This is a genomic window from Maritalea mediterranea (assembly GCF_021568695.1).
Taxonomy (GTDB): domain Bacteria; phylum Pseudomonadota; class Alphaproteobacteria; order Rhizobiales; family Devosiaceae; genus Maritalea; species Maritalea mediterranea.
Window position 1 is genome coordinate 351,240 of record NZ_JAKGTI010000001.1, and the last position, 24,053, is coordinate 375,292.

Consider the following 24,053-nt stretch of genomic DNA (forward strand, 5'->3'; position numbering starts at 1 on the left):
AGGCAAAGATGCGGCGCTCGCTTTATTCCATCGCGCCAGACGCCCCATTTTTGAAGGTGCTGGCCTCACGCATTTTGGACGGAACACTCGCGCCAGACTGGCCGCGCGAAGGGCCGTTCTGGTTGTCCGACATCACGATCTATCTGCCCACCAAGCGGGCACGGTTGGCGCTAATCGATATCTTTTTAGAGCGTCTGGGTGGTGCCGCATTGCTGCCGAATATTTACACGCTGGGCGAAAGTGACGAGGTGGAAAATGCTTTCTTCGCCGAGCCAGATCTGACCGCCACCAACCCGGTTTCGAAAACAGAACGCACCCTGTTTCTGGCCCGCCTGATTGAGGGTTGGGCGCACACGGCGGAAAAGGCACAGCAAGTGGGCTTTGCCTCGCCGCCCAGCGCTGCCGAAATTCTGGCCATGGCGCAATCGCTGGGGCAATTGCTGGATGATTTTCTCACCGAGGAAATTGATTATCATCAGCTCAGCCAATTGGTGCCCGAAGAACTGGCTGAAAATTGGCAGCAAAGCCTGAACTTCATCAAAATCGTCACCGACAATTGGCCGCCTTATCTGGAAGAGCGCGGCTTACAGGAAGTCGCGACAGTGCGGCGGGAAAAATTTGCGCTGGCGCAGCAAACTTTGAAAATGCGCTATGGCGATAAGCCGGTGATTGCTGCGGGTTCCACCGGGTCCGTGCCTGCCAATGCGCGCTTTCTGAAAGAAATCAGCGCTTTGCCCAATGGCGCATTGGTTTTGCCCGGTTTTGACACCAGCATGAGCGTTGAAGATTACAGCTTTCTGCTGGAGCCAAACAATAAGGCCCATGCCCATCCGCAATATGGCATGGCGCTGTTGCTGCGCCGCCTGAATGCCGGCCCGGCCGATGTGCAGGAACTCGCACCAGTACAACAAGGTCGCGCCGAGATTTTGCATCAAGCCCTGGCCACCGCCGAAAACACCGCGCAATGGCATGCGCAGCGTGAAAAACTGAGTGACCAATTGGAAACCGCCACGGATCAATTATCACTCTTGGCCATGCCCAATGAAGCCATGGAGAGCCGCGCCATTGCCTTGGCAACGCGCGAAGCATTGGCCAACAATAAGTCCGTGGGCATCATTGCGCCAGATCGGGATCAGGCGCGGCAAATCATTGCCGAACTGCACCGGTTTGATATCTCCGTGGATGACAGCGCGGGCGTGCCGCTCAATCAAAGCCCGGCGGGGCGCTTGGTGCGGCAGTTGCTGCAATTGGTGCAAAGCGAATTTAGCGCCATCGATCTGGTGGGTTTATTGCTGCATTCTTCCGTGTGTTTTGGCCGGGCCCGCAGCGAGATTTCAGCATTGCGTGAAGTGCTCGATCTGTCGATCCTGCGCGGTATGCGCGGCAAGCCAGGTGTGGCGGGATTGCGCAAAGCGGTGCAAGCGGCTTTTGAAAACCCAGAACCCCGGCAGCGTCCCCTGAGTGAAGACGAAGCGGCAGCCTTGATCGCCTTGTTTGACGATATGGAGCATATGCTCGCGCCCTTGATTGAGGCCTTTGCCAGCGGCAAGCCGAGCCTCTTAGACATCGCCCGCGCCATGCCCACCCTCGCGGACAAGGTGATCCATGACGATCAGGGCAAACCGCATCACCCGCATGGGTTTGACCAACTGAGCGACTGGCTGACGGAGTTGGCCGCTGGCAGTATTGAGCTGAGCCAGATCGACAGCGCCCAATTTGTTTCCGCCATGGCCTTGCTGATGAGCCCTGTCTCTGTGCGCCCCCTCGAACAGGCGCGGCACGATGTGCAAATATGGGGCCGGGTGGAAGCCCGCTTGCAAAGCGTCGATCTGATCATTCTGGCCGGGCTGAATGAAGGCGTGTGGCCCGAAGATGCTGACCCCGGCCCCTGGATGTCGCGCGGCATGAAATTGGCTGTGGGCCTGGAACCGCCAGAACGCAAAGTCGGCTTGGCGGCCCATGACTTTCTGCTGGCGCTGAACGCGCCGCAAGTGGTGCTCAGCTATGCCCAACGGCGCGGCACTTCCCCTGCTGATCCTTCCCGCTTTCTAAAGCGGCTTTTGGCCTTTGTTGGCAAGGCATGTGAAGAAACGCTCATCGCCCGCACGGCGCACATCAAGGCCTGGACCACACAAATTGATGCAGTGAAGCAGGTGTCGCCAGCAGAACGGCCGACGCCAAGGCCACCGGCTGACCTGCGCCCCCGCCGCTTGTCGATCACAGAGATTGAAACGCTGTTGCGCGATCCTTATGCGATCTATGCCAAACATGTGCTGCGGCTCAAGCCGCTCGACCCGTTGGGCGCGCCACCAGATTTTGCTGAGCGAGGCAATCTGATCCACGATGTGCTGGGCGATTTTATTGCTGATGGCCATGATTGTGCCGCGCCGGATGCCCATGATCAATTGATGGCGTTGGCCCAAAAAGCTTATGAACGCCTCGCCGATGTGGCAGACCGAAGAGACATTTGGCTCAAACGGTTTGAGGCCATTGCGACTGCCTTTCTGGCCCACGAAACCACGCAAAATCTGCATATTGCCGTGCGAAATGCAGAGATACGCGGCCAAGCCAGCTTGGAGATTGCGGGCGTGCCCTTCACCCTGCATGGCCGCGCCGACCGGGTCGACCAAACCGACGCGGGCAAAGTGGAAATTGTTGATTTCAAAACTGGGGGCGTGCCGGCCAAAAAGGACATGGAAAACTTTATGGCGCCGCAATTGCCCATGGCGGGCCTAATTGCGCGGCAGGGCGGTTTCGAAGAGCTGGAGCGCGCCGATAGCGCGGCATTCCGCTATATCAAACTGGCCCACGGTCCGGATACTTTATCGCTCACCAATTTCCCGTCCAAGCTGGAGGCGGATGATTGGGTGGATCAATATTGGGAGCGGTTCTCGCGTTTCGCCGAATTGATGTTGCTGCGCGATGATGTGGCCATGGTGGCGCAATTGAACCCGAAGCCAGAACAGCGCTTTGAAGGCGCCTATGACCATCTGGCACGGGCCAAGGAATGGGCGCCGGAAGGGGAGGATGAATAATGCGGCAGGATTTGCACATCGCCCCCGAAACCATCGACGCCCAAAAGCGCGCTGCCAGCCCCACCGCCCATGCCTGGGTGGCGGCGAATGCCGGGTCGGGCAAAACCTTTGTGCTGTCGCGCCGGGTGCTGCGCCTGTTGCTGGATGGTGTCGCGCCAGATGAAATATTGTGCCTAACCTACACCAAAGCCGCCGCCTCCGAAATGCGCGCCCGCGTCACCGACAAATTGGGCGAGTGGGCCCTTATGGATGATGATGCATTGGTGAGCGAATTGCTCGACCTCACCGGCCAGCGCCCCACAGACGACAAATTGAGCCGTGCCAGCCAGCTTTTTGCATTCGCCCTGGAAACCCCGGGCGGGTTGAAAATCAACACCATCCACGCCTTCGCCGAATCCGTGTTGCACCGTTTCCCGTTGGAAGCGGGCGTGCCGTTTGATTTTGAAGTGATTGAAGACGCAGACCGGGCGCAAATGATGCAGGACGCGCGGGAGCGCGTGTTGGCGGGCCGAGGCAACGCCAACCAGATGATGCCGCTGCTTGATGCATTATTTGCCCGCGCTAGCGATGCGCAAGTCGAAGCGGCGTTGGACCGTTTATTGGCAGAAGGCGCAAAGCTGAAAACGCTTTTGGCCAATAAAGACCGCGCGATTGAAAATCTGGCTGAATTTCTCAAGGTGCCCTCAGATCTGAGCGAAGCTCAAATCACGGACAGGGTGCTGAGCCAAGCGATCTTGCCGCAATCTGAATATCATGGCGTTGGCCTGCATCTGCGCAATGAAGGTTTGGCTAAAACTATTGCAGACGGCTTGATGAGCGCCGACCCATCACAGCCGAGCATGGAACAGGCCTTCAGCGCCCTATTGACGCAAAAAGGCACGCCCAAAAAGGGCGTGGCGGGCATTGCCAAAAAAGATGCAGCTTTGGCCGGGCAGATCGAGGATGAATCCAACCGGCTGGCCGAACTGTTCGAACAGCTCAAACTGGCGCGCCTGCTCGACAACTCCAAGCTGTTGCTGGCGCTGGCCGAAGCTGTGATGGCGGCCTATGAGGCGGGCAAAAAGGCCAAGGCGCAATTGGATTTTGACGATCTGATTTTGGCGTTGAAACGTCTGTTCGCCAACGAAGCCTATGGCCCGTGGGTGGCCTATAAGCTCGATGCTGGCATCACCCATATTCTGGTGGATGAAAGCCAGGACACCAACCCTGAGCAGTGGGACATTATCGAGGCCATTGCCAAAGAGTTTTTTGCCGGTGAAGGCGCGGTGCAAAAGCACCGGACCCTGTTTGCCGTGGGCGATGAGAAGCAATCGATCTATAGCTTTCAGGGGGCGGAACCGCGCCTGTTTGGTGAAATGGGCCGCCGCTTTGCCCGCCGTGCGCGGGAAGCGGAGCAGGTTTGGCATGATGTGCCGCTGCAAACCTCTTTCCGGACCCAAAGCCCGATTTTGAATGCGGTCGATCTGGTATTTGAACCGCAAGAAAACCATAAAGGCCTCTCCGGCGTGGCCGCCGCACCGGCGCACCGCGCCGCCCGCACTACAAACCAGGGCTTTGTGACCCTATGGCCAAAGGAGCCGCTGGCGGATAAGCCAGAGCCGAGCGATGAGTACCCGATTGAAGCGGCGCGGCATGAGCAACGGCCGGAAGCCAAGCTGGCGCAGCAGGTGGCGAAAACCATCGATCAATGGCTGACCAAAGGACGCTTGCTCTCAGGCCACGAACGCGCAGTCAAGCCAGACGACATTATGATTTTGGTGCAAACGCGGGGGCGGTTGTTCAAAGAAATGATCAAAGCCCTGAAGCAGCGCAACTTGCCCAATCTGGGCGAAGACAAGCTGGTGGTGAACGACCATATCGCGGTGAAGGACTTGCTGGTGCTCGGCGATGTGATGGTCAACCCGGCCGATGATTTGGGCTTGGCCACCTTATTGCGCTCACCGCTTTTCGACATCAGTGAAGAGCAGCTTTTTGAGCTCTGCCATGACCGCCCGAAAGGGCCACTCTGGGCGCATTTGCGAAACTTCGCCAAAACCCACAAATGGGCGGAAAAGCCTTATGCGCTGCTGCGCGAATGGCGCACCCACCTGGATGTGGACCGCCCCTATGAGTTTTTCGCCTTCATTCTTTACACCCATAAGGGACTGCAAAGGTTCCACGCCCGGCTGGGGCCGGAAATTGACGATGTGATCGGCGAGTTCATGACCATGGCGCTGGCGCATGAGCGGCAGGATCAGTCGAGCCTGATTGGCTTTCTCACCAAAATGCGCGCGTCCCCCGCTGAGGTGAAACGCGAACTGAGCGAAGTGAAAGACAATGTTCGGGTGATGACGGTGCATGGCGCGAAGGGGCTCGAAGCGCCCATTGTTATCTGCCTCGATGCAACCGAAACGCCGAAATCCGTTAGCTCGGACGTGTTTCTGCATGTGGAGCCGGACCTGCCGCACAAAAGCTTTTTGGCGTGGAATATTGGCGGGTCAACCAACCTGCCTGAAGCGGCCGCAGCGCTGAAAACTGCACGTATGGACAAGGAAGTCGAAGAATATCGCCGTAAGCTCTATGTGGCGCTGACCCGCGCTGAGGATGAGCTGTACCTCACCGGGGTGGAGAAGAAATCTGCGAGCGGCCCGGTAAGCTGGTACGACATGGCCTATGGCACGCTTGAACCGCACAGCGATCTGCGCGAGGAGGGGTTGATCTATCCCAAGGGGGCGGTGATCAACCAACCCACTGCGCCGATCAAGCCGGACCGCAACGAGCCTGAGATGCCGTCAGCGATGACCGCGCCAGTGTTGCCGCCCGAGGTGCGCGAAATTCTAGAGCCTTCAAAGGGCGCCGAAGACGCCGCGCAGGTGCTGGTGGAGGGGCAAGGGCTCGGCCTGCCGCCCAAACTGGCCATGGCTAGGGGCAATGCCATTCATGCCTTGCTGCAATATTTGCCGCAATATCCTGAAGCGGATCGGCGGGGGCAGGCGGAGATCGCCCTGCCATTGATCCTGCCCGAGGCTGCCCATTTGCACGGGGAAATCACCGACAAAGCCCTCACCATTTTGCAGGCAGAGGACCTGGCCTTTTTGTTCGCCGAAAACAGCCGCGCAGAAGTGGCGATTGCGGCCAATATTGAGATTGAGGAGACGCCTGCGCGGATCACTGGGCGCATTGACCGATTGATCATCAGCGAGGAGGAAGTGCTGATTGTCGACTTTAAGTCCGATCAAGCGGTCCCTGCATCGGCAGAACAGATTAGTCAGAAATATCGCGACCAATTGGCGCAATATGCCCGGGCCATCGCCAAAATCTATCCGAACCACACCCTTAAAACCGCCATTTTGTGGACGGAAAATGCGCAATTGATGCCAGTGTGAGAAAAGATTTTCAGCCCGTAGCCATATTCCATCAACGGGTTGTGATCTGCTTGAAGTTTCTTCCGACTCTTCTTACATTCAGGTCAACGCAAATGAAAGGGGAACTGGTTATGACCACCCAAGTAAACGAAGCTCAATTTTCGGATGAAGTGCTGAACGCTCAAGTGCCTGTATTGGTTGACTTTTGGGCGGAATGGTGCGGCCCCTGTAAGGCGATTGCACCGGTTCTGGAAGAAATTTCTTCAGAAATGGATGGCAAAGTGAAAATTGTGAAGGTGAATGTGGATGAAAATCCAAACATCGCCGCACAATATGGCATCCGCTCCATCCCAACTATGATCCTGTTTAAAGATGGCGCAGCCGCTGATATGAAAATCGGCGCTGGTGAGCCAAAAGCAGGTCTGGTGAAATGGCTTGAGGGCCACGCTGCATAGGCTTCTCAGTCAATGTGATAGATTGAAACGCCGCGCCAATTTATTGGGGCGGCGTTTTGTTTTGCAGCAGCACATCGCCTGCCAAATAGAGCGATCCGCAAATCACCACCCGCTGCGGGCCATCCCGACTGACCATCTTCAAAGCCTCAACAATATTGTGTGCAGGCGTCGCATCAAAGCCTAACTCGCCTGCGGTTTGGGCCAATCCTTCGGGCGTAGACCCGGCATTGGTGGCCAAATCATCCCCCGGCACCGGCACGGTGATAATGCGGTGCGCCAGCCCGTCAAAGGCGGCGAGATAGCCACGTATATCTTTGTTGGCCAACATGCCCAGCACAAGCGTGAGCGGGCGAGAGCTTTTCTCATTCAGGTCGCCCAACCCTTGCGCCAACACTTTCGCACCATCCACATTATGGCCGCCATCCAGCCACAATTCGCTTTCGGGGGGCAAATATTGGTTCAGCTCACCTTTGAGCGGCGAGAACCGGGCTGGCCAGACCACGTTCCGCATACCGTCAGCCAGTGCATCAGAACCGGGGTTTAGCCCGAAATGTCTAAGCGCGGCGATGGCAGTTGCGGCATTGCCCAATTGATGGTGGCCGCGCAGCGCGGGCAGCGGCAAATCCTCCAGCCCATCAATATCCTGATAAACAAACCGGCCGCGTTCTTCGAACCCGTCGAAATCCTGACCACCGATGAAGGGTGTTATACCCAGCTCCAGGGCGCGCTGTTCCAAAACGCCCATCGCATCATGCATTTGCCGGGCGAACACCGCCTTCGAACCTGCTTTGAGAATGCCGGCTTTTTCAAACGCAATCTTCTCAATCGTATCGCCCAAAAACTGCACATGATCGAAGGAAATGGGCGTAATCACCGTGCCAAAGGGCTGCTTAACCACATTGGTGCTGTCCAACCGCCCGCCAAGCCCGGTTTCCAACAACACTACATCTGCTTCCACCTGGGTGAACAAGTCGAAGGCGACGACAGTGGTCAATTCAAAGAAGGTGATCTGCTTCCCTGCATTGATCCGCTCGATCCGCTCCATTGTTGCATTCAACCGCTCAGAGCTGACCAGCTCACCAGCTAGGCGAAAACGTTCATGAAACCGGGAAAGGTGCGGGGATATATAGACGTGGACCCGTTTGCCCATGGCCTCCAATATGGCGCGCATAAAGGCAATCACGGAGCCTTTGCCATTGGTGCCCGCCACATGGATCACCGGCGGCAACCGATCATGGGGATTGCCAGCATCGTCCAGCAAACGCTCTATGCGTCCCAGCGACAAATCTATCTTTTTGGGATGGAGCGCCATCAGGCGCTCGATAATTTTTTCGGTTTCAGTCACAAAGTTGACTATTCAGCGTGGGCAACCGGCGGCTGCTCAAGATGCAAATCGCCTTCTGCGGGGCCTTCATTCTTCTTTTTGGCTTGCTCGCCTTCGCTTTCGGCCACTGCATCGCGCACGCTTTTGCGCTTGGCGCTGGTGGTCTCGATCTCGTTCAACTCAGACTTGGTGAGAATGCCAATCAGGCGCCCAATAGTGGAGCGCAGATCATGGCGGTGCACCACCATATCGATCATACCGTGATCATAAAGATATTCTGACCGCTGGAAGCCTTTCGGCAATTTTTCACGAATGGTTTGCTCAATCACGCGCTGTCCCGCAAAGCCGATCAGGGCATCAGGTTCTGCAATCTGCACATCACCCAGCATGGCGTAAGACGCGGTCACGCCACCGGTGGTGGGGTTGGTCAACACCACAATATAGGGCAGTCCGGCCTCTTTTAGTCTTTGAAGGGCAACCGTGGTGCGCGGCATTTGCATCAAAGAGAGCATGCCTTCCTGCATCCGTGCGCCGCCCGAAGCCGTAAACAGCACGAAGGCTGTTTTGTTTTTAACTGCGGTTTCGGCACCTTTCACGATCGCGGCACCCGCCGCCATGCCAAGCGAGCCGCCCATGAAATCGAAATCCTGCACGCCGACGGTGACATCGCGGCCGAGCAGTTTGCCGGTGGCCACCACCACCGCATCTTTCATGTCGGTCTTGGCGCGGCTTTCGCGCAACCGGTCTGTATATTTTTTGCTGTCGCGGAATTTGAGCGGATCGACCGGGACGTCCGGTGTCTCGATCTCTTGGAACTTCCCTTCGTCCAAAAAGGCTTTCAGCCGGTCGCGCGCCTTGATTTTCATGTGGAAGCCCGAATTTGGCACCACCCACTGGTTGGCTTCAAGGTCACGATAAAAAACCATTTCGCCACTTTGCGGGCACTTCACCCACAAATTGTCGGGGGTTTCACGTTTGTTCAAAAATGAACGAATTTTCGGACGAACAACGGAATTAATCCAGTTCATGAGACCTCTTAGCCTTCCTGCACAAAATTTCGTCGCCTTATAAGCGATCATTTCCGGCTTGGCGAGTCTTGCTTTTGGCGCGCCAAGTCAAACTATATTATATCCCGTTTTGGGCAAAATTGCGAGTGGTCAACTCACCGTGCCGCACGGCATCCTCTGGCCAGGTCGCGCACAATGGTGTGCACCCGGTCAGCGGCTTGGGTGGCGCTCTCGCCAGCGGCCACACTATCGGCCACCGCGTTCACCAGCACGGTACCCACCACAACGCCATCAGCCTGGGCGCCAATATTTTTCGCGTCCGCTTCGGTCTTGATGCCAAAGCCGACGCAAATCGGCAGGTCTGTATGTTGGTTGAGCCGTTTGACCGCGGCGCTGATATTGGTGGGGTTGGAAAGTGCTGAACCGGTGATGCCGGTCATCGAGACGTAATATACAAAGCCCGATGTATTGGCCAAAACTTGCGGCAACCGCTTATCGTCCGTGGTGGGCGTTGCGAGACGGATAAAATTAAGTCCCTTGTTTAAGGCCGGAATACACAATTCATCATCTTCTTCCGGCGGCAGGTCCACCACAATCAAACCATCAACACCCGCATCCAATGCATCGGCCAAAAACTGATCCACACCATAAATATAGATCGGGTTATAATAGCCCATCAAAACAATCGGGGTGGTGCTGTTGGTCGCGCGAAACTGGCGCACCAGCTCCAGCGTCTTCTTCATGTCCTGACCGCCCTTTAGTGCGCGTTGCCCAGCGGCTTGAATAGAGGGGCCATCCGCCATCGGGTCAGAAAACGGCATGCCCAGTTCAATCACATCAGCCCCAGCATCCGGCAGGCCTAAAACAATCTCTTTGGCGGTGTCGAAATTCGGGTCTCCAGCCATCACAAAAGTCACCAGAGCCGGGCGGTTTTCCGCACGCGTCGCCGCAAAGGCGTCATCCATACGCTGTGTCATACATATCTTCCTTTGCGATTATTCGCCCAGATCCACGCCGAGATGTTTCGCGGCGGTGAACACATCCTTGTCGCCCCGACCACACAAATTCATCACGATGATCTGGTCTTTGTCCATTTTCGGCGCACGTTTTACCAGTTCAGCCAACGCATGGCTTGGCTCAAGCGCCGGAATGATGCCTTCAAGGCGAGTGAGAAGCTGGAACGCTTCAAGCGCTTCATCATCCATAATCGGCACATACTCAACCCGGCCACTGTCCCGCAGGAAAGCATGTTCGGGGCCGATGCCCGGATAGTCGAGGCCAGCGGAAATCGACGCACCTTCGTCGATCTGGCCATCATAGTTTTGCAGCAAATAAGTGCGGTTGCCATGCAACACGCCGGGCTTGCCCGCAGTCAGCGAGGCACAGTGCTCGTCACCATCAAGACCCTTGCCCCCGGCTTCCACACCAACAATTTGGACATCCTTGTCGTCAAGGAAGGGGTGGAACAGTCCAATCGCGTTGGAACCCCCACCAACAGCGGCAATCAACATATCTGGCAAACGACCTTCAGCTTCCATCATCTGTTCCTTGGTCTCACGGCCAATCACAGATTGGAAGTCGCGCACCATTTGCGGGAACGGGTGAGGGCCAGCCGCGGTGCCGATCAGATAATAAGTGTCATCAACATTGGTCACCCAGTCGCGCAGGGCTTCATTCATAGAATCCTTCAGCGTGCCCTGACCAGCGGTCACCGGAATAATCTCCGCGCCCAGCAATTTCATGCGGAATACGTTGGGGGCCTGACGCTCCACATCCTTGGCGCCCATATAAACAACACATGGGTAGCCAAAACGAGCACATACGGTAGCCGTGGCCACACCATGCTGCCCCGCGCCGGTTTCGGCGATAATGCGTGGCTTGCCCATCCGCTTGGCCAACAGGATCTGCCCGATGCAATTGTTGATCTTGTGCGAACCGGTATGGTTCAGCTCATCACGCTTGAAATAGATTTTGGCGCCGCCAAGATGCTCGGTCAGCCGCTCGGCAAAATAGAGTGGCGAGGGACGGCCAATATAATGCTTGTTGAGATAATCCAGTTCATCCTGAAAGCTGGGGTCGGCCTTGGCCGCTTTATACGCTTCATCCAATTCAAGGATGAGCGGCATCAGCGTTTCGGCCACAAAGCGCCCGCCAAAAAGGCCAAACCGGCCCATATCGTCCGGACCTTGGCGCAAACTATTCGCGGTTGTTGTCATTATCTCGTTCTCCCTTGTCGTCGGACGCGCTTTTTAAGCGCGCGCCCGGCGCATAAACTCTTTGATCAAGCCAGCATCTTTTTCACCCTTACGCACTTCAACCCCAGAAGAAAGGTCAAGGCCGAAAGGCTGCACATCGCGGATGGCCTGTTCTACGTTATCTATCGTCAACCCACCGGAAAGCATGAACTTAATATCAGGGTCAAGCGCTTTCAAAAGCGTCCAGTCAAATACCTCGCCATTCCCGCCAGGATGGGCGGCATTTTCTGGCGCCTTGGCGTCCAAAATCAGCAAATCGGCTTTGTCTGCATAGCGCGGTACTTTGGCGAGATCTTCCTGATCGCCAATGGCGAGCGCCTTGATCACTTTAACACCGCGCTCTTTGATGTGGGCGACCCGCTCTACCGTTTCTTGTCCGTGCAGCTGAATATAATCAGGGTCCAGAGCCAGCAAATGGTCGAGCAAATCTTCGTCTGGGTTGACCGTCAGGATGACCGTTTCGGCACGCCCGTCCACATAGCGGATCAACCGGCCAATGTCAGACAGGTCCAAATGCCGCGGGCTGCGGGCAAAATGTACAAAGCCTATCAGATCCACACCCGCCTCAAGGGCAGCGTCAATCATATCAGGCGTTTTTAAACCGCAAATTTTGATCAGCAAGGACATCGAACAAAACTCTTGTGAAAATGGGCGTTGCGCACCTTATACCCGATCATCGAGCAAGGCCAAGCCATCTTCATGGCTTTGTTTCGGCTCTTGAGTATCCATTTGCTGTTTGAGTTTTTGATTTTCCTTACGCAGGGCCCGCAATTCGGCGCGTTTTTTATGTTGGCCCAGATAGGCACCGACGCCGCCCAGCACAATCCCAAGCAACAAGGCGCCATAAATCACAACAAACAGGGGGACAGGATAGGGTCCGACAAGTGGCGAATCCGGTGAAATTGGATCAATGCCCAACATTATTTCCTGCCGATTTGCCAACGCAAAAAAAGCAAACAGCAAAGCGAGCGGGATTAGAAAAAACCACGTCACTACACGCTTCAACATAATGGTGCGGTGCCCCTTATTCAGTTAAACGCACCTTTCAAAGCACGTTTGGTCGTTATTTGTTCAATCGTTCGCGGATCTCTTTGCCCGCTTTGAATTGAGGCACATATTTCTCCTCAACTTCAACCTTTTCGCCGGTGCGAGGGTTGCGACCAACCCGCGCAGGACGATTTTTTACTGAAAATGCCCCAAAGCCACGCAATTCAGCCCGGCCACCATCGGCCAATGCATCGCCAATCTCATCAATGATCGTATTGACAATATTTTCAATGTCACGCTGGAAAAGATGCGGATTTTCATCTGCAAGTTTTTGAATGAGTTCTGATTTAATCAATTTCGGCCTCCCCGAGTGGGCTAATGCCCTGAATTAAAATCAAAATTCTGGCGATTTCAGGGCCAAAAGCTACTCTACAGGGTGCCAAACCGAAACCAAACCGTCAAGCGTTTGCGTATTATTCAAACGGTTAACGAAAGCTGAACCCAGCTTTACGCCGATCCAGTTGCTGATTTCGTCCCATGGCTCTTCAGGTAACGGATAATAGGTTAAAACCTTCTGATCATCTGTTTCCTGATCCGCCAACATCCAGTTCTTCGCGGTGATTTCATCGCCGATTTCGTCGATCAGCCGACTTTCCAGCGCCATACGGCCGGTCATGATCCGTCCATCAGCCAAACGCAACACCTCATCTCGTTCCAGGTCCCGACGTTCGGCAACAATGTCGACAAACCAGTCATAGGAATCGTCCACAAGCTGTTGATAAGATTGGCGCACCAGCGGCGACATGGGTTCATCGATATCGGGTTCGGCTTTCAGCGGGCCTGTGGCGACCTTCTCATAATTGATACCGATTGTGTCCATCAGCTTGGACGCATCCATATGCTGGATCAGCACGCCGATGGATCCTACAATGGAAAGGCGGCGGGCATAGATCTTGTCGGCGCCGATCGCGGTCATATAGGCAGCAGACGCCCCCAGCTCATTGATCACGGCAGCCACAGGCTTGTTGGCGGCAATCTCGCGCAGTCCGTCATAAAGCTCTTCGCCGCCCGCGGTGGTGCCGCCCGGGCTGTTGATTTGCACCACAACCCCTGTCACCTGCTCGTTGGTGGCCAGATCATTCAAAACCTCGCGCCGCTGCGGATCCGAGGCAATCACCCCGTCAATCACGACACGCGCAATGTGCGGGCCTTCCTGTGTACCGGGCGTGGCAAAGCCGCCCAAGGTGCGACCCAAAATGGCAATCACCGCAATCGCCAGAGCCACAAATGCAAAAATACGCCATTTGCGCCGCGATTGCTTGAGAGCGCGTTTGCTCATCATTTGATCGATCTGTTCAAATTCGGAAGGTGTGGTCACCGCGCGCATCCTTTAATTTGTCTTTTCTCTGTCCTAAGGCAATTGGGGCTGGATTGGCAAGTCGCAATCAGATCACACATTGCCGCAATGAATATGAAAAAGCCCGCCCGGCAGGTGCCGGACGGGCCAAATGCTCAACAAAGCGCTATGGCTTAGTCGTCTTTGTTCTGCTTCAAGGCTGCGCCAAGAATGTCGCCCAAAGAGGCGCCTGAATCTGTTGAACCATATTGGGCCACAGCTTCTTTTTCCTCGGCAATTTCCAACGCCTTGATGGACAGGGTCAAACGACGTGTCTTGCGGTCGAACTGAACCACACGTGCATCCACCTTGTCGCCAACAGCAAAACGCTCTGGACGCTGCTCTGAACGATCACGGCTCAAGTCAGAACGCTTGATGAAGGCGGTCATGTCGCCATCTGCAAGCTGAACTTCAATGCCGCCATCATTCACCTGGGTCACGGTGCAGGTCACAATTGAACCTTTGCGCATGCCATCAGTTGCTTCGGTGAATGGATCGTTTGAAAGCTGCTTGATGCCCAAAGAAACGCGCTCTTTGTCCACATCAACATCCAATACAACCGCTTTAACAACGTCGCCGCGATTATAGTCTTCCAAAGCTTCTTCGCCCTGACGGTTCCAGTCGAGGTCTGACAAGTGAACCATGCCGTCCACATCGTCCTCGAGGCCGATGAACAAACCAAATTCGGTTTTGTTCTTAACTTCGCCTTCAACTTCGGTGCCCTGTGGGTATTTCGCCGCAAAGGCTTCCCAAGGATTGTCGAGGCACTGCTTGAGGCCAAGTGAAATACGACGCTTTTCTGGATCCACTTCCAGGATTTTCACTTCTACTTCCTGAGAGGTAGAAACAATTTTGCCTGGGTGCACATTCTTCTTGGTCCAGCTCATTTCTGAAACGTGGATCAAGCCTTCAATGCCTGGCTCCAGCTCAACAAACGCACCATAATCGGTGATGTTGGTGATGCGGCCGGTAAAGCGGCTGTTCAATGGATATTTCTGATCGATTGTTTCCCAAGGATCAGCTTCCAGCTGCTTCATGCCCAATGAAATGCGGTGTGACTCCATGTTCACGCGAATGATTTGAACCTTGATGGTCTCACCAATCGACAGCACTTCTGATGGGTGGTTTACACGACGCCATGCAATGTCAGTCACGTGCAACAGGCCGTCAATGCCGCCCAAGTCAACGAAGGCACCATAGTCAGTGATGTTTTTAACAACACCTTCAACAACCTGGCCTTCTTCCAACTTGCCAACAATTTCAGAGCGCTGCTCTGCACGGCTCTCTTCAAGCACAGCCCGACGAGAGACAACGATGTTGCCGCGGCGCTTGTCCATTTTCAAGATTTGGAAAGGCTGAGGCACATTCATCAATGGAGCAATGTCGCGGATTGGGCGGATATCAACCTGGCTGCGTGGCAAAAAGGCCGTCGCGCCATCCAGATCAACGGTGAAGCCACCCTTAACCTGGTTAAAGATGATGCCTTCAACACGCTCATTTTTGTTGAACAGCTCTTCAAGGCGAACCCAGCTTTCTTCGCGACGTGCTTTTTCACGGCTCAGAACAGCTTCGCCCATCGCGTTTTCAACGCGATCAACATAAACTTCAACTTCAGAGCCAACCTGCAAAGACCCATCACGGCCAGCAGCGCCAAACTCTTTCAAAGGCACACGGCCTTCAGTCTTCAGACCAACGTCAATAACAGCGAGGTCTTTTTCAATAGCAACAATCTTGCCTTTAACAACGTTACCTTCAGCAGGTTCGTTGACTTCAAAGCTTTCAAACAAAAGCTTTTCAAAATCTTCCTGAGCGACAGCGGTATCTGTCATGAATACTCCGATCAATGTGCCGTTTGTGTGAAAACGCGCATCAAAACCAAAAATAAGACCCGGAGCTTGCGCTCCCGGCACAAGGGTCTTGTTCTTGTTTTTCATGCGATCATTCAAAGCGGTGCAATTTGGCCAATGTCAAAAAGCAAGCTGCGCAAAAAATGCCTGGATCAAAAGTTGGATTTAAAGCACCAGATTCAAGAGCTGCTTTTCTTTTGCGCCAAAACACCATCCACAAGCTGTAAAGCCGCTTGGAATGCGGCTTCTATAGACAATTTTGTCGTATCTAGCAAGTGGGCATCTGCAGCCACAAAAAATGCGCCCGCCGGATTATCCTTATCATCGGCGTCGCGTTTTTCAATTTGCGCCAAGATTTCATCAAAATGGACATTCACGCCGCGCTCATTGAGCTGTTTGGTGCGACGTTCCGCGCGCGTGGGGGCATCGGCGGTGATATAGAGTTTGACCTCTGCATCAGGGCATATTCGTGTGCCAATATCGCGCCCATCCAAAATGGCACCGCCTGGTTGTTGTGCAAATTTAATTTGCACCTGCTTCAGTGCCGCACGCACCTCCGGCACGCGCGCCACTTTTGAGGCCGCGATGCCGGCTTCCGCGGTGGTGAGGTCGTTTTCGTCGTATTGCGCAAGGTCCAGCGTTTGCGCCTTTTCAATGGCCACTTGTTCCCAGTTGGGCAGATCAAGATCATCGCGCATGGCGTAGCCCACTGCTCGATATAAAAGTCCCGTATCCATATGCGGCAACTGAAAATGCGCTGCCAGTTTCTTGGATATGGTGCCTTTGCCCGAAGCCGCGGGGCCATCAATCGCGATGATCATGTTCGTTCCTATTGGTTGGGCCGATCAAATTGGGCGCCAAGCCGCGTCATGTCCGGCACAAAGCTTGGAAAGCTTGTGGCAATCATGGCGCTGTCGTCAATCCTGACGGGATTTTGTGCCGCCAAACCCATGACCAGAAAGCACATGGCGATGCGATGGTCCAGATGCGTTTCCACCACGCCGCCACCTGGCACTTTGTCGCCCATACCTTCAACAGTCAAAAAGTCCTCGCCCTCAATGCACACAACGCCATTGGCCTTCAAGCCATTGGCAACCGCAGACAGGCGATCACTTTCTTTTACCCGCAATTCATCAATGCCGGGCATGTGGGTGGCACCCTCGGCAAAAGAGGCCGCTACCGCCAAGACCGGATATTCATCAATCATCGACGCTGCGCGCGCTGCAGGCACGGTCACGCCCTTCAATTGAGAATATTTGACCCGAATATCGGCAATATCCTCGCCGCCGGACTTCCGTTCATTGGTCAAGGTGATGTCCGCGCCCATATCCAGCAAGGTCGTGAGCAGGCCGGTACGGGTTGGGTTCATCAGCACATTTTCAATTGTGATATCGGAGCCGGGCACCAGCAAAGCCGCGACCATGGGGAACGCTGCCGAACTCGGATCGCCCGGCACCAGCACCTCCTGGCCGCGCAAATCCGGCTGGCCTTCAACAGTGATGGTGCGCACGCCATTCGCATCGGTAGAAACATCCACCTTGGCGCCAAAACCTTGCAGCATCTTCTCCGTATGGTCACGCGTGTGGACCTCTTCAATCACCGTGGTCGTGCCCGGAATAATTAGACCCGCCAACATGATCGCTGACTTGACTTGTGCGGACGCCATGGGCGTCTTGTAATGAATCGGCGCTGGGTTGTCCGGTCCTTTTAGCGCGATCGGCAACTTGCCGCCGGGCTGTTCTTCCACCACTTCAACGCCAATTTCGCGTAAGGGGTTGAGCACGCGGTTCATGGGGCGGGCGGACAGCGAGGCGTCGCCCTCATAGCGCGACACAAAAGGGTAGGTGCCCACAAGGCCCATGGCCAAACGCACCCCGGTGCCCGCATTGCCAAAGTCGAGCGGCTCGGCGGGTGGGGTAAAATTGCCCACGCCCACGCCTTCAACGTGCCAGTATGGCCCGCGTTTTTCAATTTTTGCGCCCAATTGTGCCATGGCGCGGCCCGTCGCCAACACATCCTCGCCTTCCAAAAGGCCGGAAATGATGGTTTCGCCTGTGGCCATCGCCCCAAACATGAGTGCGCGGTGAGAAATGGACTTATCGCCGGGCATGGCGATAGCGCCCGTAAGCCCTTCAGATCGCATTGAAGCCAATGGGATCGGGGCAGATCGAGTATGTGACATGTATGTTTTCTATCTGGAGTTAACGGAACGCGACTGCAGTCCTAGCACGACAATTATGAAATTGACAATGTGATGCGATCAATTGAGATCAAAAAACTAGCATTTTCATTTGACAGATTGTGTTCTAGCTTCTAACCCAACCTGCCAATACTGAGATGAACTTGATGAGGTGATAGAAGTGGCCAAGACCGACCGCGGAACAAAGCGCCAGTGCTTAAGCTGCGCCACCAAATTTTACGATCTTAATCGTGATCCGATTATCTGCCCAAAATGCGGCGCCGAATTTGTAACCCAAATGGCGGCGGCCAAAGCGGTAGAAAAAGAAATTGAAGAAGAAGCTGTTGTAGATGAAGTTGAAACAGACAGTGCCGCAACAGCTGCCGGTGCGGAAATTGTTTCACTTGACGAAGCCGATGCCGAAGAAGGTGATGATGACATCAAAAATCTGCCAGATGTGGATCTGGAAGATGATGATGAAGACATCAACACCGACGACAACGACGTTTTCCTTGAGGAAGACGATGATGACGACAATATCGGCATCGATGTGCCGATCAAAAAAGACGAAGATTAAATTTTTTTGCGTTGGCGCAATTTTCGGTCTTGCAACTCGCGCGCGAGTTGACTAATTTGCGCCAACAAATCGAACCGCAAATCATTTTGCGGCTCTGGATTGGGGCCTTAGCTCAGCTGGGAGAGCGCTTCGCTGGCAGCGAAGAGGTCAGCGGTTCGATCCCGCTAGGCTCCACCAAATTCCCTCTTAAATTTTTATCCGAAAATGTGAAGAGATGTGGCAGAACGCTCAAGCAAATAGTGCGTTCCGCCGCCTTTGTACGCCTGACGCGCACGCTGTGCAGCGTCCATAAGGCGATCTGACCACACATCCGTGCCAACGCACAAAGTTGGGCAAAAACGAGTGCAGGTGCTCGCTTGCTATGGGATAGGCATCAAACTGATCGGTGAGGTAGATCTGCAAAGCAGGGTCGTACCTAAAAATCAAACAGGTCGATCACCTGATGCAAGGCGCTCTTTTTCTTCCGCTTGCGCTTATATTTATATTCGTCGCGTTCTTCATAGCGCGGCTTGCGGTAGTCATCTTCATAATGACGCGGCTCCTCATAATGCTCATCCCGTAGCGAGCGCAGCGCATTCATGTTCGCCTCTTCTTCTGCAGCCTGTTTCATAAGTGCCATAAGTTTTTCCAACTCCCCCTTATCCAGCCAAACGCCACCGCTGGTCGGACAGACGTCCAGCTCAATACCAAACCGTTGGATTTGACGCATCGGTGACCCATCAATCGGGGATGTTAAAAGCGGCATAAATCATTCTCCTGTTTATCAAAACACGGGCAGCTCATGAGGAATTGGCCCTAATTGATGGAGGTAATCACAAATTTTGAAATATCAAGATGAGTCAAACTGGCCTAGATCACATGCTAAACCGCGTTGCAACAACCAGCCGGTTCAAGACGATAAATCGGCTATTGGCGAAGCGGTAACAACGCGCTAAATATTGGCGAAACCTTCCGCTCCCTAGCTTTGATGATCATAATGCCGACCCAAAAAATACTTGAAATTCGTTCCGCTGATTTTAACGATCCGCAGATTCGCCACTTGGTCGAAGCGCATCACGCCTATGGCGCAGCCCATTATCCGGCGGAAAGCAATCATGAAATGGGGATCGAAGAGCTTGCGGCGGACAATATGCAGCTTTTCACGGCATGGCTGGACGATAAATGCGTCGGCATGGCCGGGTACAAAGATTTGGGTCAAGGGCGCGCCGAACTTAAATCCATGCATGTGCTGGAAAGCGGTCGCGGCCATGGCGTCGCCAGCAAGTTGATGACGCATATATTGGAGCTGGCGCGGCAACAAAAAATGTCGGAAATTCTGCTGGAAACAGGCAGCCGCGACGCCTCGGCCGCCGCCCGGGCCATGTATGAAAAAGTGGGCTTTGTTTATTGCCCACCCTTCGGCACCTATCAGGAAGACCCGGAAAGCGTTTTTATGCGTTTGGCGCTTTAACGACCGGCACAGATTTTAGACGAACAGCTTGCTGCCCATCCAAATGGCCATACCCACCATCATCAGATTCTCTGTGAGCGAAATCGCGCCCAGCGGCACATTGCTGTCGCCGCCGACACAGGCACATTTAAGTTCCCGCTTGTCGATGTAAACCGCTTTGAAAACCGAAATGGCGCCAATCGTACCAATGAGCAGGGCGACAGGCGCGGCCAGCCAGATCAGGGCACTAGCGATCATCAGGATACCTGCACCTGCCTCGGCAAAGGGATAGAAATAGCCATAGGGCACATAGCGCCCGGCCAAAAGGTCGTAGGTGATAAATTGGTTGGTAAAACTAAACAGATCGCGCAGTTTTAAAATCGCCAGCACACACATGGAAATGGCAATAAACAGCTCGACAATTCGGATGGGCGATAGGCTGTCCGCCGTAAACCCCACGGCCAGCGCCATCAAGAAGCTGGTGGCAAAAACGGCAATCACCGGCTGATAAGTGGTGCCTTCCTGTTTCATGCTGGGTTCTTCGAGATAGGCATGCAGTTCATCTAAACCGCCCACACGCTCGCCATCAATAAAGGTTTGCGGTGTGGTATCCACATTGTGTTTTTCTTGAAAAGCGTCGGTTTCTTCGCGGGTGGTCAGATGATGATCTTCCACCTCATATCCATGCTTTTCCAGCAAATGCTTCGACTTAATGCCGAACGGGCAAATGTGTTCGTCCATCACCATGCGATAGAGTTTAGCGCTTTTGTGGGTTTGCTTATCCATCAACTCGCTCCTGTTTAACCTCAACAGACTAACGGGAGAGCAACGAATCTGTTCCGAAAGGGCCGGGAGCAGGGGGAATGCCCCCGGCTAAGCTTAGGTCATTTGCGGCCTATTTATCCGCTTTTTTGAGCTTTGGCTTCGCGTCGGATTTTGACGCGGCTGGGCGCTCGGCCAGCTCAGCTCCATTTGGTTTTTGTGGCCCATCCTTCTTGATGGCACCATCTGCGATTGCCGCCCGTTCTAGCTCGTCGGGCGTGATTTGCTCATCCCTTGCCGAGGACCCAGCATTGTTCTTGTTGATCAATTCGTCGACGGCGTTGGTCAGGCCGTTAATGTCGTGTCCATCCAGGCCCACCTCTTTCAACAAGCTGTCTAACAATGGGGCCTGCGCGCGATAGCGCAGGGCGCTGTTAACAACTTGATCTGACAAATTGCCGCCACCAGAGCCGTTGGCGTGCCCATTTGCGCCTGCCGCAGGTGCGCCGGTTAGCCCGTCCACCTGAATGATCTTGATGCCCTCAATATTCTCCATCGGTTTGGCGCTTTCGCGAATAATGTTCTCGAGATTTTCAATCAGGTTCAGTTTGATTTTCATCGCCACCTGATCGTTGGACAGCAGGTTGGCCGCTTCGTTCAGCGCCTTGTTGCCTGATGCTTCTACCGCATAGCGAATTTCTGCCGCGGCCGCGCGCGTCTTTTCCGCTTCCGCATCGGCATTAGCGCTGATGGTGACCCTGTCCGCGTCGCCGCGTGCTTCCTCGCGCACAGCTTCCGCATTGTCGGCGGCGGCAATTTTTTGTGCTTCAGCGACCACTTTTAAGCTGATCGCGTCGCGCTCCGCCTCCTTGGCGGCTTCGATCAATTCAATCTGCTTTCTGCGCTCAGCAATCTCGCGCTCTCGGGCAGAGACCACCTTTTCTTCAGCCTCAACCGCCTTGGCGCGGGCTTCGTCTGCCGATGCACGCGAAAGGCTCTCCTCTTTTGATTTTTCCGCAATGGCAATTTCGCGGTCTTGAGACGCGATACGAACGGTTTTCTGCTTCTCAATATCCTGGGTTTCAATCACGCGCTCTTTGACAATCCGCTCTTCCTCAATTGCCCGCTCGGAGCTGATCTCAGACTGGCGAATCTGTTGCTCTGCCGTGATACGGGCCCGCTCCGCATCCTTACGTTTTTCTGACTGCTCTACAGCGATTTCTGCCGCCTGTTGGGCGCGGCGCACTTCAACTTCGCGTTCTTGGTGCAGGCGGGCATATTCTTCTTCCTTGCTCAAATCAAATTTGAGTTTGGACGCTTCCAGATTCTTATTTTGAATCTGCACCGCTGTGTCTTGCTCAATGTCATTGCGAATTTTTTTCCGAGACTCAATTTCTTGCGTCAGCCGGGTCAAACCTTCAGCGTCAAATGCATTGTTCGGGTTAAAATATTCCATGCTGGTCTGGTCAAGCCCGGTCAACGACACGCTTTCCAGTTCCAGGCCGTTTTTGAGCAAATCTTCGGAGACGACTTGTTGCACCTTCTGCACAAAGCTCACCCGCTGTTCATGCAGTTCTTCCATGCTCATTTCGGAGGCGACAGAGCGCAGGGCGTCCACAAATTTGCCTTCCACCAAATCTTTCAACTCGTCTGGCCGCATGGTGCGAGAGCCCAGCGTTTGAGCAGCATTGGCAATGGATTCGGCACTGGGTTGCACCCGCACATAAAACTCTGCCACCACGTCAACGCGCATCCGATCTTTGGTGATCAGCGCCTGATCATCTGCCCGGCGCACCAAAAGGCGTAATGTGTTCATGTTAACGGCAATGATTTCATGCAGCACTGGCAACACCATCGCGCCACCGTTCATAATCACCCGCTGGCCGCCAAATCCGGTCCGCACAAAGGACATTTCTTTAGACGCGCGCTGATAAAGCCGCGAAACGATGATGCCCATCGCCAACAAGGCAATTAAAATGATGCCGGCAAACACCAGCATCTGCAAAAGTGAACTACTCACGGTTCCTCCCCAAAACTTTAAGTCTAACTTTCAGTATGATTTTTCATGGCGACAAACTGGTTTTCCTTTTGTCGCAGCAATGTGATGTGGTCGCCTTGCTTCAGATCGGCTTCGTCCGAGTGCGGCTCCACCATCACATAGTGGCTGTTACCCAATTGGTCGGTTATACGCGCTTGTGCTGGAGATCCGGGGGTCGCGCGCCCCAAAACAATCTGCCCCTGCTGGCCAACAAGATCAGCACGAGAAATGGCATCTGTTTCGTCGCGGGGCATGATCCGACGCAAAAGGCCAGCGCTGCCCCGAATAAGCGGCAGGCTCAGCACGCCGGCGATCGGCGCGGCCACCCAAGCAGGTAGAGGCGCAGAAAAAATATCTGCCACGAAAGATTGCAACGCGAACCCGGTGAGGCCAAACAGCGTGAGCATCACAATCAAAAAAATGATGAAGGGCACTTGCCCAACGCGCAGCCATCCAAGAAACTGAACAAAAATGCCCGGATTTGTTGAATCGGGCATGTCCACATCCAAGTCAATGTCCATGTCGGGCAGTAGCCCATCAACAAACTGGCTCAGACCTGCACCAAATAGGGCGCCAACACCCTCCAGCAATGCAATAAAAAAAACGATGCACAAAGCAACGCCAAACGGCACATTTGCCGCAGAGAATATAAATTCAAACATAATGCCCAAAGTAAAAAATAACTTAGGTCTTATTGAGCAGAAATCTTTGAAACTGTCTATTGCGCAAACAAGAAATTTTAACGATTTGGGAACCATTTGGGGAAAACCCCGTTAGATGTTGAACACGCGAAACCAATACCGTCATTTTCGGGGACCTATGCTGGAGTACATTTCGTTTCAAACACTGACTTGGCCGGACGCGCTAACGCGGGTGGCGCTGGCTCTAGTGTTTGGCTTTCTTCTGGGCCTTGATCGCAATCTGAAAAACAAGCCCGTAGACTTCCGCGTCTATATGATCGTGGCGGGCACCACTTGTTTGTTGGCGATCATGGGGCAGGAGCTGGTTGCGCTTTATGCTGTTAGCAATCCCAATCTTAAGTTGGGATTGTTGCGCATCGTTGAGGGTGTGCTGACCGGGATCGGGTTTTTGGGTGCCGGTGCCATCATTAAATCTGGCGGTGATGAACCAAGAATAATCGGCACTGCAACGGGTGCCAGCATCTGGAGCTCCGGTGCTGTCGGGCTCATGCTGGGCTTCGGTTTTTACAGCTTGGCGCTGCTTGGCTTTGCCATGTTGTTGATTGTTCTGGTGTTGTTTGGCGTGTTGCGAAAGCCGATCTTTAATCAGAGTGACAGATATTGAGGTGAAAATATGAAGCCCTTTATTGTTCGGCCCACGAATGCCGTTTTGGCGCATATCTTGAAGCGCATTAATGTAAAAAGCGGGCGGCCAAAAGGGTAACAAGAAAGGTCTTT

At 54.2% G+C, this 24,053-nt stretch carries 21 protein-coding genes and 1 tRNA gene; 7 read left to right on the forward strand and 15 right to left on the reverse strand.

Annotation, left to right across the window (positions count from 1 at the left end; all coding sequences use genetic code 11):
- Positions 1–8: 8 nt before the first annotated feature.
- From addB to trxA, 3 genes are all read left to right on the forward strand, one after another.
- Positions 9–3,035: a double-strand break repair protein AddB gene (gene addB, locus L1I42_RS01705; RefSeq protein WP_236112772.1), complete on the forward strand. Its 3,027-nt coding sequence runs from the start codon at positions 9–11 to the stop codon at positions 3,033–3,035.
- Complete coding sequence (gene addA / locus L1I42_RS01710; protein WP_236112773.1) at positions 3,035–6,400, forward strand: double-strand break repair helicase AddA; 3,366 nt, start codon at positions 3,035–3,037, stop codon at positions 6,398–6,400. Before addB ends, addA begins: the two co-directional genes overlap by 1 nt.
- A 110-nt stretch (positions 6,401–6,510) precedes the next feature.
- Entirely contained in the window at positions 6,511–6,834 is a 324-nt protein-coding gene (trxA, locus tag L1I42_RS01715) for a thioredoxin (protein ID WP_236112774.1), read from the forward strand.
- Between the two features lie 40 nt (positions 6,835–6,874).
- Here the strand turns inward: trxA and L1I42_RS01720 are convergent, their stop codons facing one another.
- From L1I42_RS01720 to aroA, 11 genes are all read right to left on the reverse strand, one after another.
- Positions 6,875–8,179: a bifunctional folylpolyglutamate synthase/dihydrofolate synthase gene (locus L1I42_RS01720; RefSeq protein ID WP_236112775.1), complete on the reverse strand. Its 1,305-nt coding sequence runs from the start codon at positions 8,177–8,179 to the stop codon at positions 6,875–6,877.
- Between the two features lie 8 nt (positions 8,180–8,187).
- Entirely contained in the window at positions 8,188–9,186 is a 999-nt protein-coding gene (gene accD / locus L1I42_RS01725) for an acetyl-CoA carboxylase, carboxyltransferase subunit beta (protein ID WP_236112776.1), read from the reverse strand.
- A gap of 134 nt (positions 9,187–9,320) precedes the next feature.
- The gene (gene trpA, locus L1I42_RS01730) at positions 9,321–10,142 is read right to left on the reverse strand and encodes a tryptophan synthase subunit alpha (RefSeq protein ID WP_236112777.1); all 822 of its coding nucleotides are present in this window, start codon (positions 10,140–10,142) and stop codon (positions 9,321–9,323) included.
- A gap of 18 nt (positions 10,143–10,160) precedes the next feature.
- The gene (gene trpB / locus L1I42_RS01735; RefSeq protein ID WP_236112778.1) at positions 10,161–11,381 is read right to left on the reverse strand and encodes a tryptophan synthase subunit beta; all 1,221 of its coding nucleotides are present in this window, start codon (positions 11,379–11,381) and stop codon (positions 10,161–10,163) included.
- Between the two features lie 33 nt (positions 11,382–11,414).
- A complete protein-coding gene (locus tag L1I42_RS01740; protein ID WP_236112779.1) occupies positions 11,415–12,047 on the reverse strand; it encodes a phosphoribosylanthranilate isomerase in 633 nt (210 codons plus the stop codon).
- 36 nt (positions 12,048–12,083) lie between these two features.
- Entirely contained in the window at positions 12,084–12,341 is a 258-nt protein-coding gene (locus L1I42_RS01745; protein ID WP_236112780.1) for a LapA family protein, read from the reverse strand.
- 142 nt (positions 12,342–12,483) lie between these two features.
- Positions 12,484–12,762, reverse strand: a complete 279-nt coding sequence (locus tag L1I42_RS01750) for an integration host factor subunit beta (RefSeq protein ID WP_236112781.1) — start codon at positions 12,760–12,762, stop codon at positions 12,484–12,486.
- Positions 12,763–12,831: 69 nt separating this feature from the next.
- Positions 12,832–13,785, reverse strand: coding sequence for a signal peptide peptidase SppA (gene sppA / locus L1I42_RS01755; protein ID WP_236112782.1), 954 nt, complete (start codon positions 13,783–13,785; stop codon positions 12,832–12,834).
- 152 nt (positions 13,786–13,937) lie between these two features.
- On the reverse strand, positions 13,938–15,632 hold the full coding sequence (gene rpsA, locus L1I42_RS01760) for a 30S ribosomal protein S1 (RefSeq protein WP_236112783.1): 1,695 nt from the start codon (positions 15,630–15,632) through the stop codon (positions 13,938–13,940).
- 197 nt (positions 15,633–15,829) lie between these two features.
- A complete protein-coding gene (cmk, locus tag L1I42_RS01765; protein WP_236112784.1) occupies positions 15,830–16,471 on the reverse strand; it encodes a (d)CMP kinase in 642 nt (213 codons plus the stop codon).
- 8 nt (positions 16,472–16,479) lie between these two features.
- On the reverse strand, positions 16,480–17,832 hold the full coding sequence (gene aroA, locus L1I42_RS01770; protein ID WP_236112785.1) for a 3-phosphoshikimate 1-carboxyvinyltransferase: 1,353 nt from the start codon (positions 17,830–17,832) through the stop codon (positions 16,480–16,482).
- Positions 17,833–18,010: 178 nt separating this feature from the next.
- On the opposite strand from aroA, the gene L1I42_RS01775 reads away from it, so the two are divergent.
- Both L1I42_RS01775 and L1I42_RS01780 read left to right on the forward strand, forming a co-directional pair.
- Positions 18,011–18,406 carry a TIGR02300 family protein gene (locus L1I42_RS01775; RefSeq protein WP_236112786.1) on the forward strand — a complete coding sequence of 132 codons (396 nt, stop codon included), beginning with the start codon at positions 18,011–18,013 and terminating at the stop codon, positions 18,404–18,406.
- Positions 18,407–18,507: 101 nt separating this feature from the next.
- A tRNA-Ala gene (locus tag L1I42_RS01780) sits at positions 18,508–18,583 on the forward strand.
- 238 nt (positions 18,584–18,821) lie between these two features.
- On the opposite strand, the gene L1I42_RS01785 is transcribed toward L1I42_RS01780, so the two are convergent.
- Entirely contained in the window at positions 18,822–19,151 is a 330-nt protein-coding gene (locus L1I42_RS01785) for a TFIIB-type zinc ribbon-containing protein (protein ID WP_236112787.1), read from the reverse strand.
- Positions 19,152–19,382: 231 nt separating this feature from the next.
- Between L1I42_RS01785 and L1I42_RS01790 the strand changes: the two genes are divergently transcribed.
- Positions 19,383–19,856: a GNAT family N-acetyltransferase gene (locus L1I42_RS01790; RefSeq protein ID WP_236112788.1), complete on the forward strand. Its 474-nt coding sequence runs from the start codon at positions 19,383–19,385 to the stop codon at positions 19,854–19,856.
- A gap of 15 nt (positions 19,857–19,871) precedes the next feature.
- Here L1I42_RS01790 and L1I42_RS01795 read toward each other — a convergent pair whose 3' ends face one another.
- The 3 genes from L1I42_RS01795 to L1I42_RS01805 form a co-directional block, all read right to left on the reverse strand.
- Positions 19,872–20,621: a MauE/DoxX family redox-associated membrane protein gene (locus L1I42_RS01795; RefSeq protein ID WP_236112789.1), complete on the reverse strand. Its 750-nt coding sequence runs from the start codon at positions 20,619–20,621 to the stop codon at positions 19,872–19,874.
- 109 nt (positions 20,622–20,730) lie between these two features.
- Positions 20,731–22,617, reverse strand: a complete 1,887-nt coding sequence (locus L1I42_RS01800) for a flotillin family protein (protein ID WP_236112790.1) — start codon at positions 22,615–22,617, stop codon at positions 20,731–20,733.
- Positions 22,618–22,640: 23 nt separating this feature from the next.
- Complete coding sequence (locus L1I42_RS01805; RefSeq protein WP_236112791.1) at positions 22,641–23,297, reverse strand: YqiJ family protein; 657 nt, start codon at positions 23,295–23,297, stop codon at positions 22,641–22,643.
- Positions 23,298–23,454: 157 nt separating this feature from the next.
- Here L1I42_RS01805 and L1I42_RS01810 point away from each other — a divergent pair, with 157 nt between their 5' ends.
- Positions 23,455–23,940: an MgtC/SapB family protein gene (locus L1I42_RS01810; RefSeq protein WP_236112792.1), complete on the forward strand. Its 486-nt coding sequence runs from the start codon at positions 23,455–23,457 to the stop codon at positions 23,938–23,940.
- The last annotated feature ends 113 nt before the right edge of the window (positions 23,941–24,053 follow it).

Coding starts and splice junctions, on each gene's coding strand:
- L1I42_RS01805 (WP_236112791.1), bottom strand. CDS start 23,297: ATGTTTGAATTTATATTCTCTGCGGCAAATGTGCCGTTTGGCGTTGCT.
- L1I42_RS01745 (WP_236112780.1), bottom strand. CDS start 12,341: ATGTTGGGCATTGATCCAATTTCACCGGATTCGCCACTTGTCGGACCC.
- rpsA (WP_236112783.1), bottom strand. CDS start 15,632: ATGACAGATACCGCTGTCGCTCAGGAAGATTTTGAAAAGCTTTTGTTT.
- L1I42_RS01785 (WP_236112787.1), bottom strand. CDS start 19,151: ATGCCGCTTTTAACATCCCCGATTGATGGGTCACCGATGCGTCAAATC.
- L1I42_RS01790 (WP_236112788.1), top strand. CDS start 19,383: ATGCCGACCCAAAAAATACTTGAAATTCGTTCCGCTGATTTTAACGAT.
- addA (WP_236112773.1), top strand. CDS start 3,035: ATGCGGCAGGATTTGCACATCGCCCCCGAAACCATCGACGCCCAAAAG.
- trxA (WP_236112774.1), top strand. CDS start 6,511: ATGACCACCCAAGTAAACGAAGCTCAATTTTCGGATGAAGTGCTGAAC.
- L1I42_RS01795 (WP_236112789.1), bottom strand. CDS start 20,621: ATGGATAAGCAAACCCACAAAAGCGCTAAACTCTATCGCATGGTGATG.
- L1I42_RS01810 (WP_236112792.1), top strand. CDS start 23,455: ATGCTGGAGTACATTTCGTTTCAAACACTGACTTGGCCGGACGCGCTA.
- accD (WP_236112776.1), bottom strand. CDS start 9,186: ATGAACTGGATTAATTCCGTTGTTCGTCCGAAAATTCGTTCATTTTTG.
- L1I42_RS01740 (WP_236112779.1), bottom strand. CDS start 12,047: ATGTCCTTGCTGATCAAAATTTGCGGTTTAAAAACGCCTGATATGATT.
- addB (WP_236112772.1), top strand. CDS start 9: ATGCGGCGCTCGCTTTATTCCATCGCGCCAGACGCCCCATTTTTGAAG.
- trpA (WP_236112777.1), bottom strand. CDS start 10,142: ATGACACAGCGTATGGATGACGCCTTTGCGGCGACGCGTGCGGAAAAC.
- aroA (WP_236112785.1), bottom strand. CDS start 17,832: ATGTCACATACTCGATCTGCCCCGATCCCATTGGCTTCAATGCGATCT.
- trpB (WP_236112778.1), bottom strand. CDS start 11,381: ATGACAACAACCGCGAATAGTTTGCGCCAAGGTCCGGACGATATGGGC.
- cmk (WP_236112784.1), bottom strand. CDS start 16,471: ATGATCATCGCGATTGATGGCCCCGCGGCTTCGGGCAAAGGCACCATA.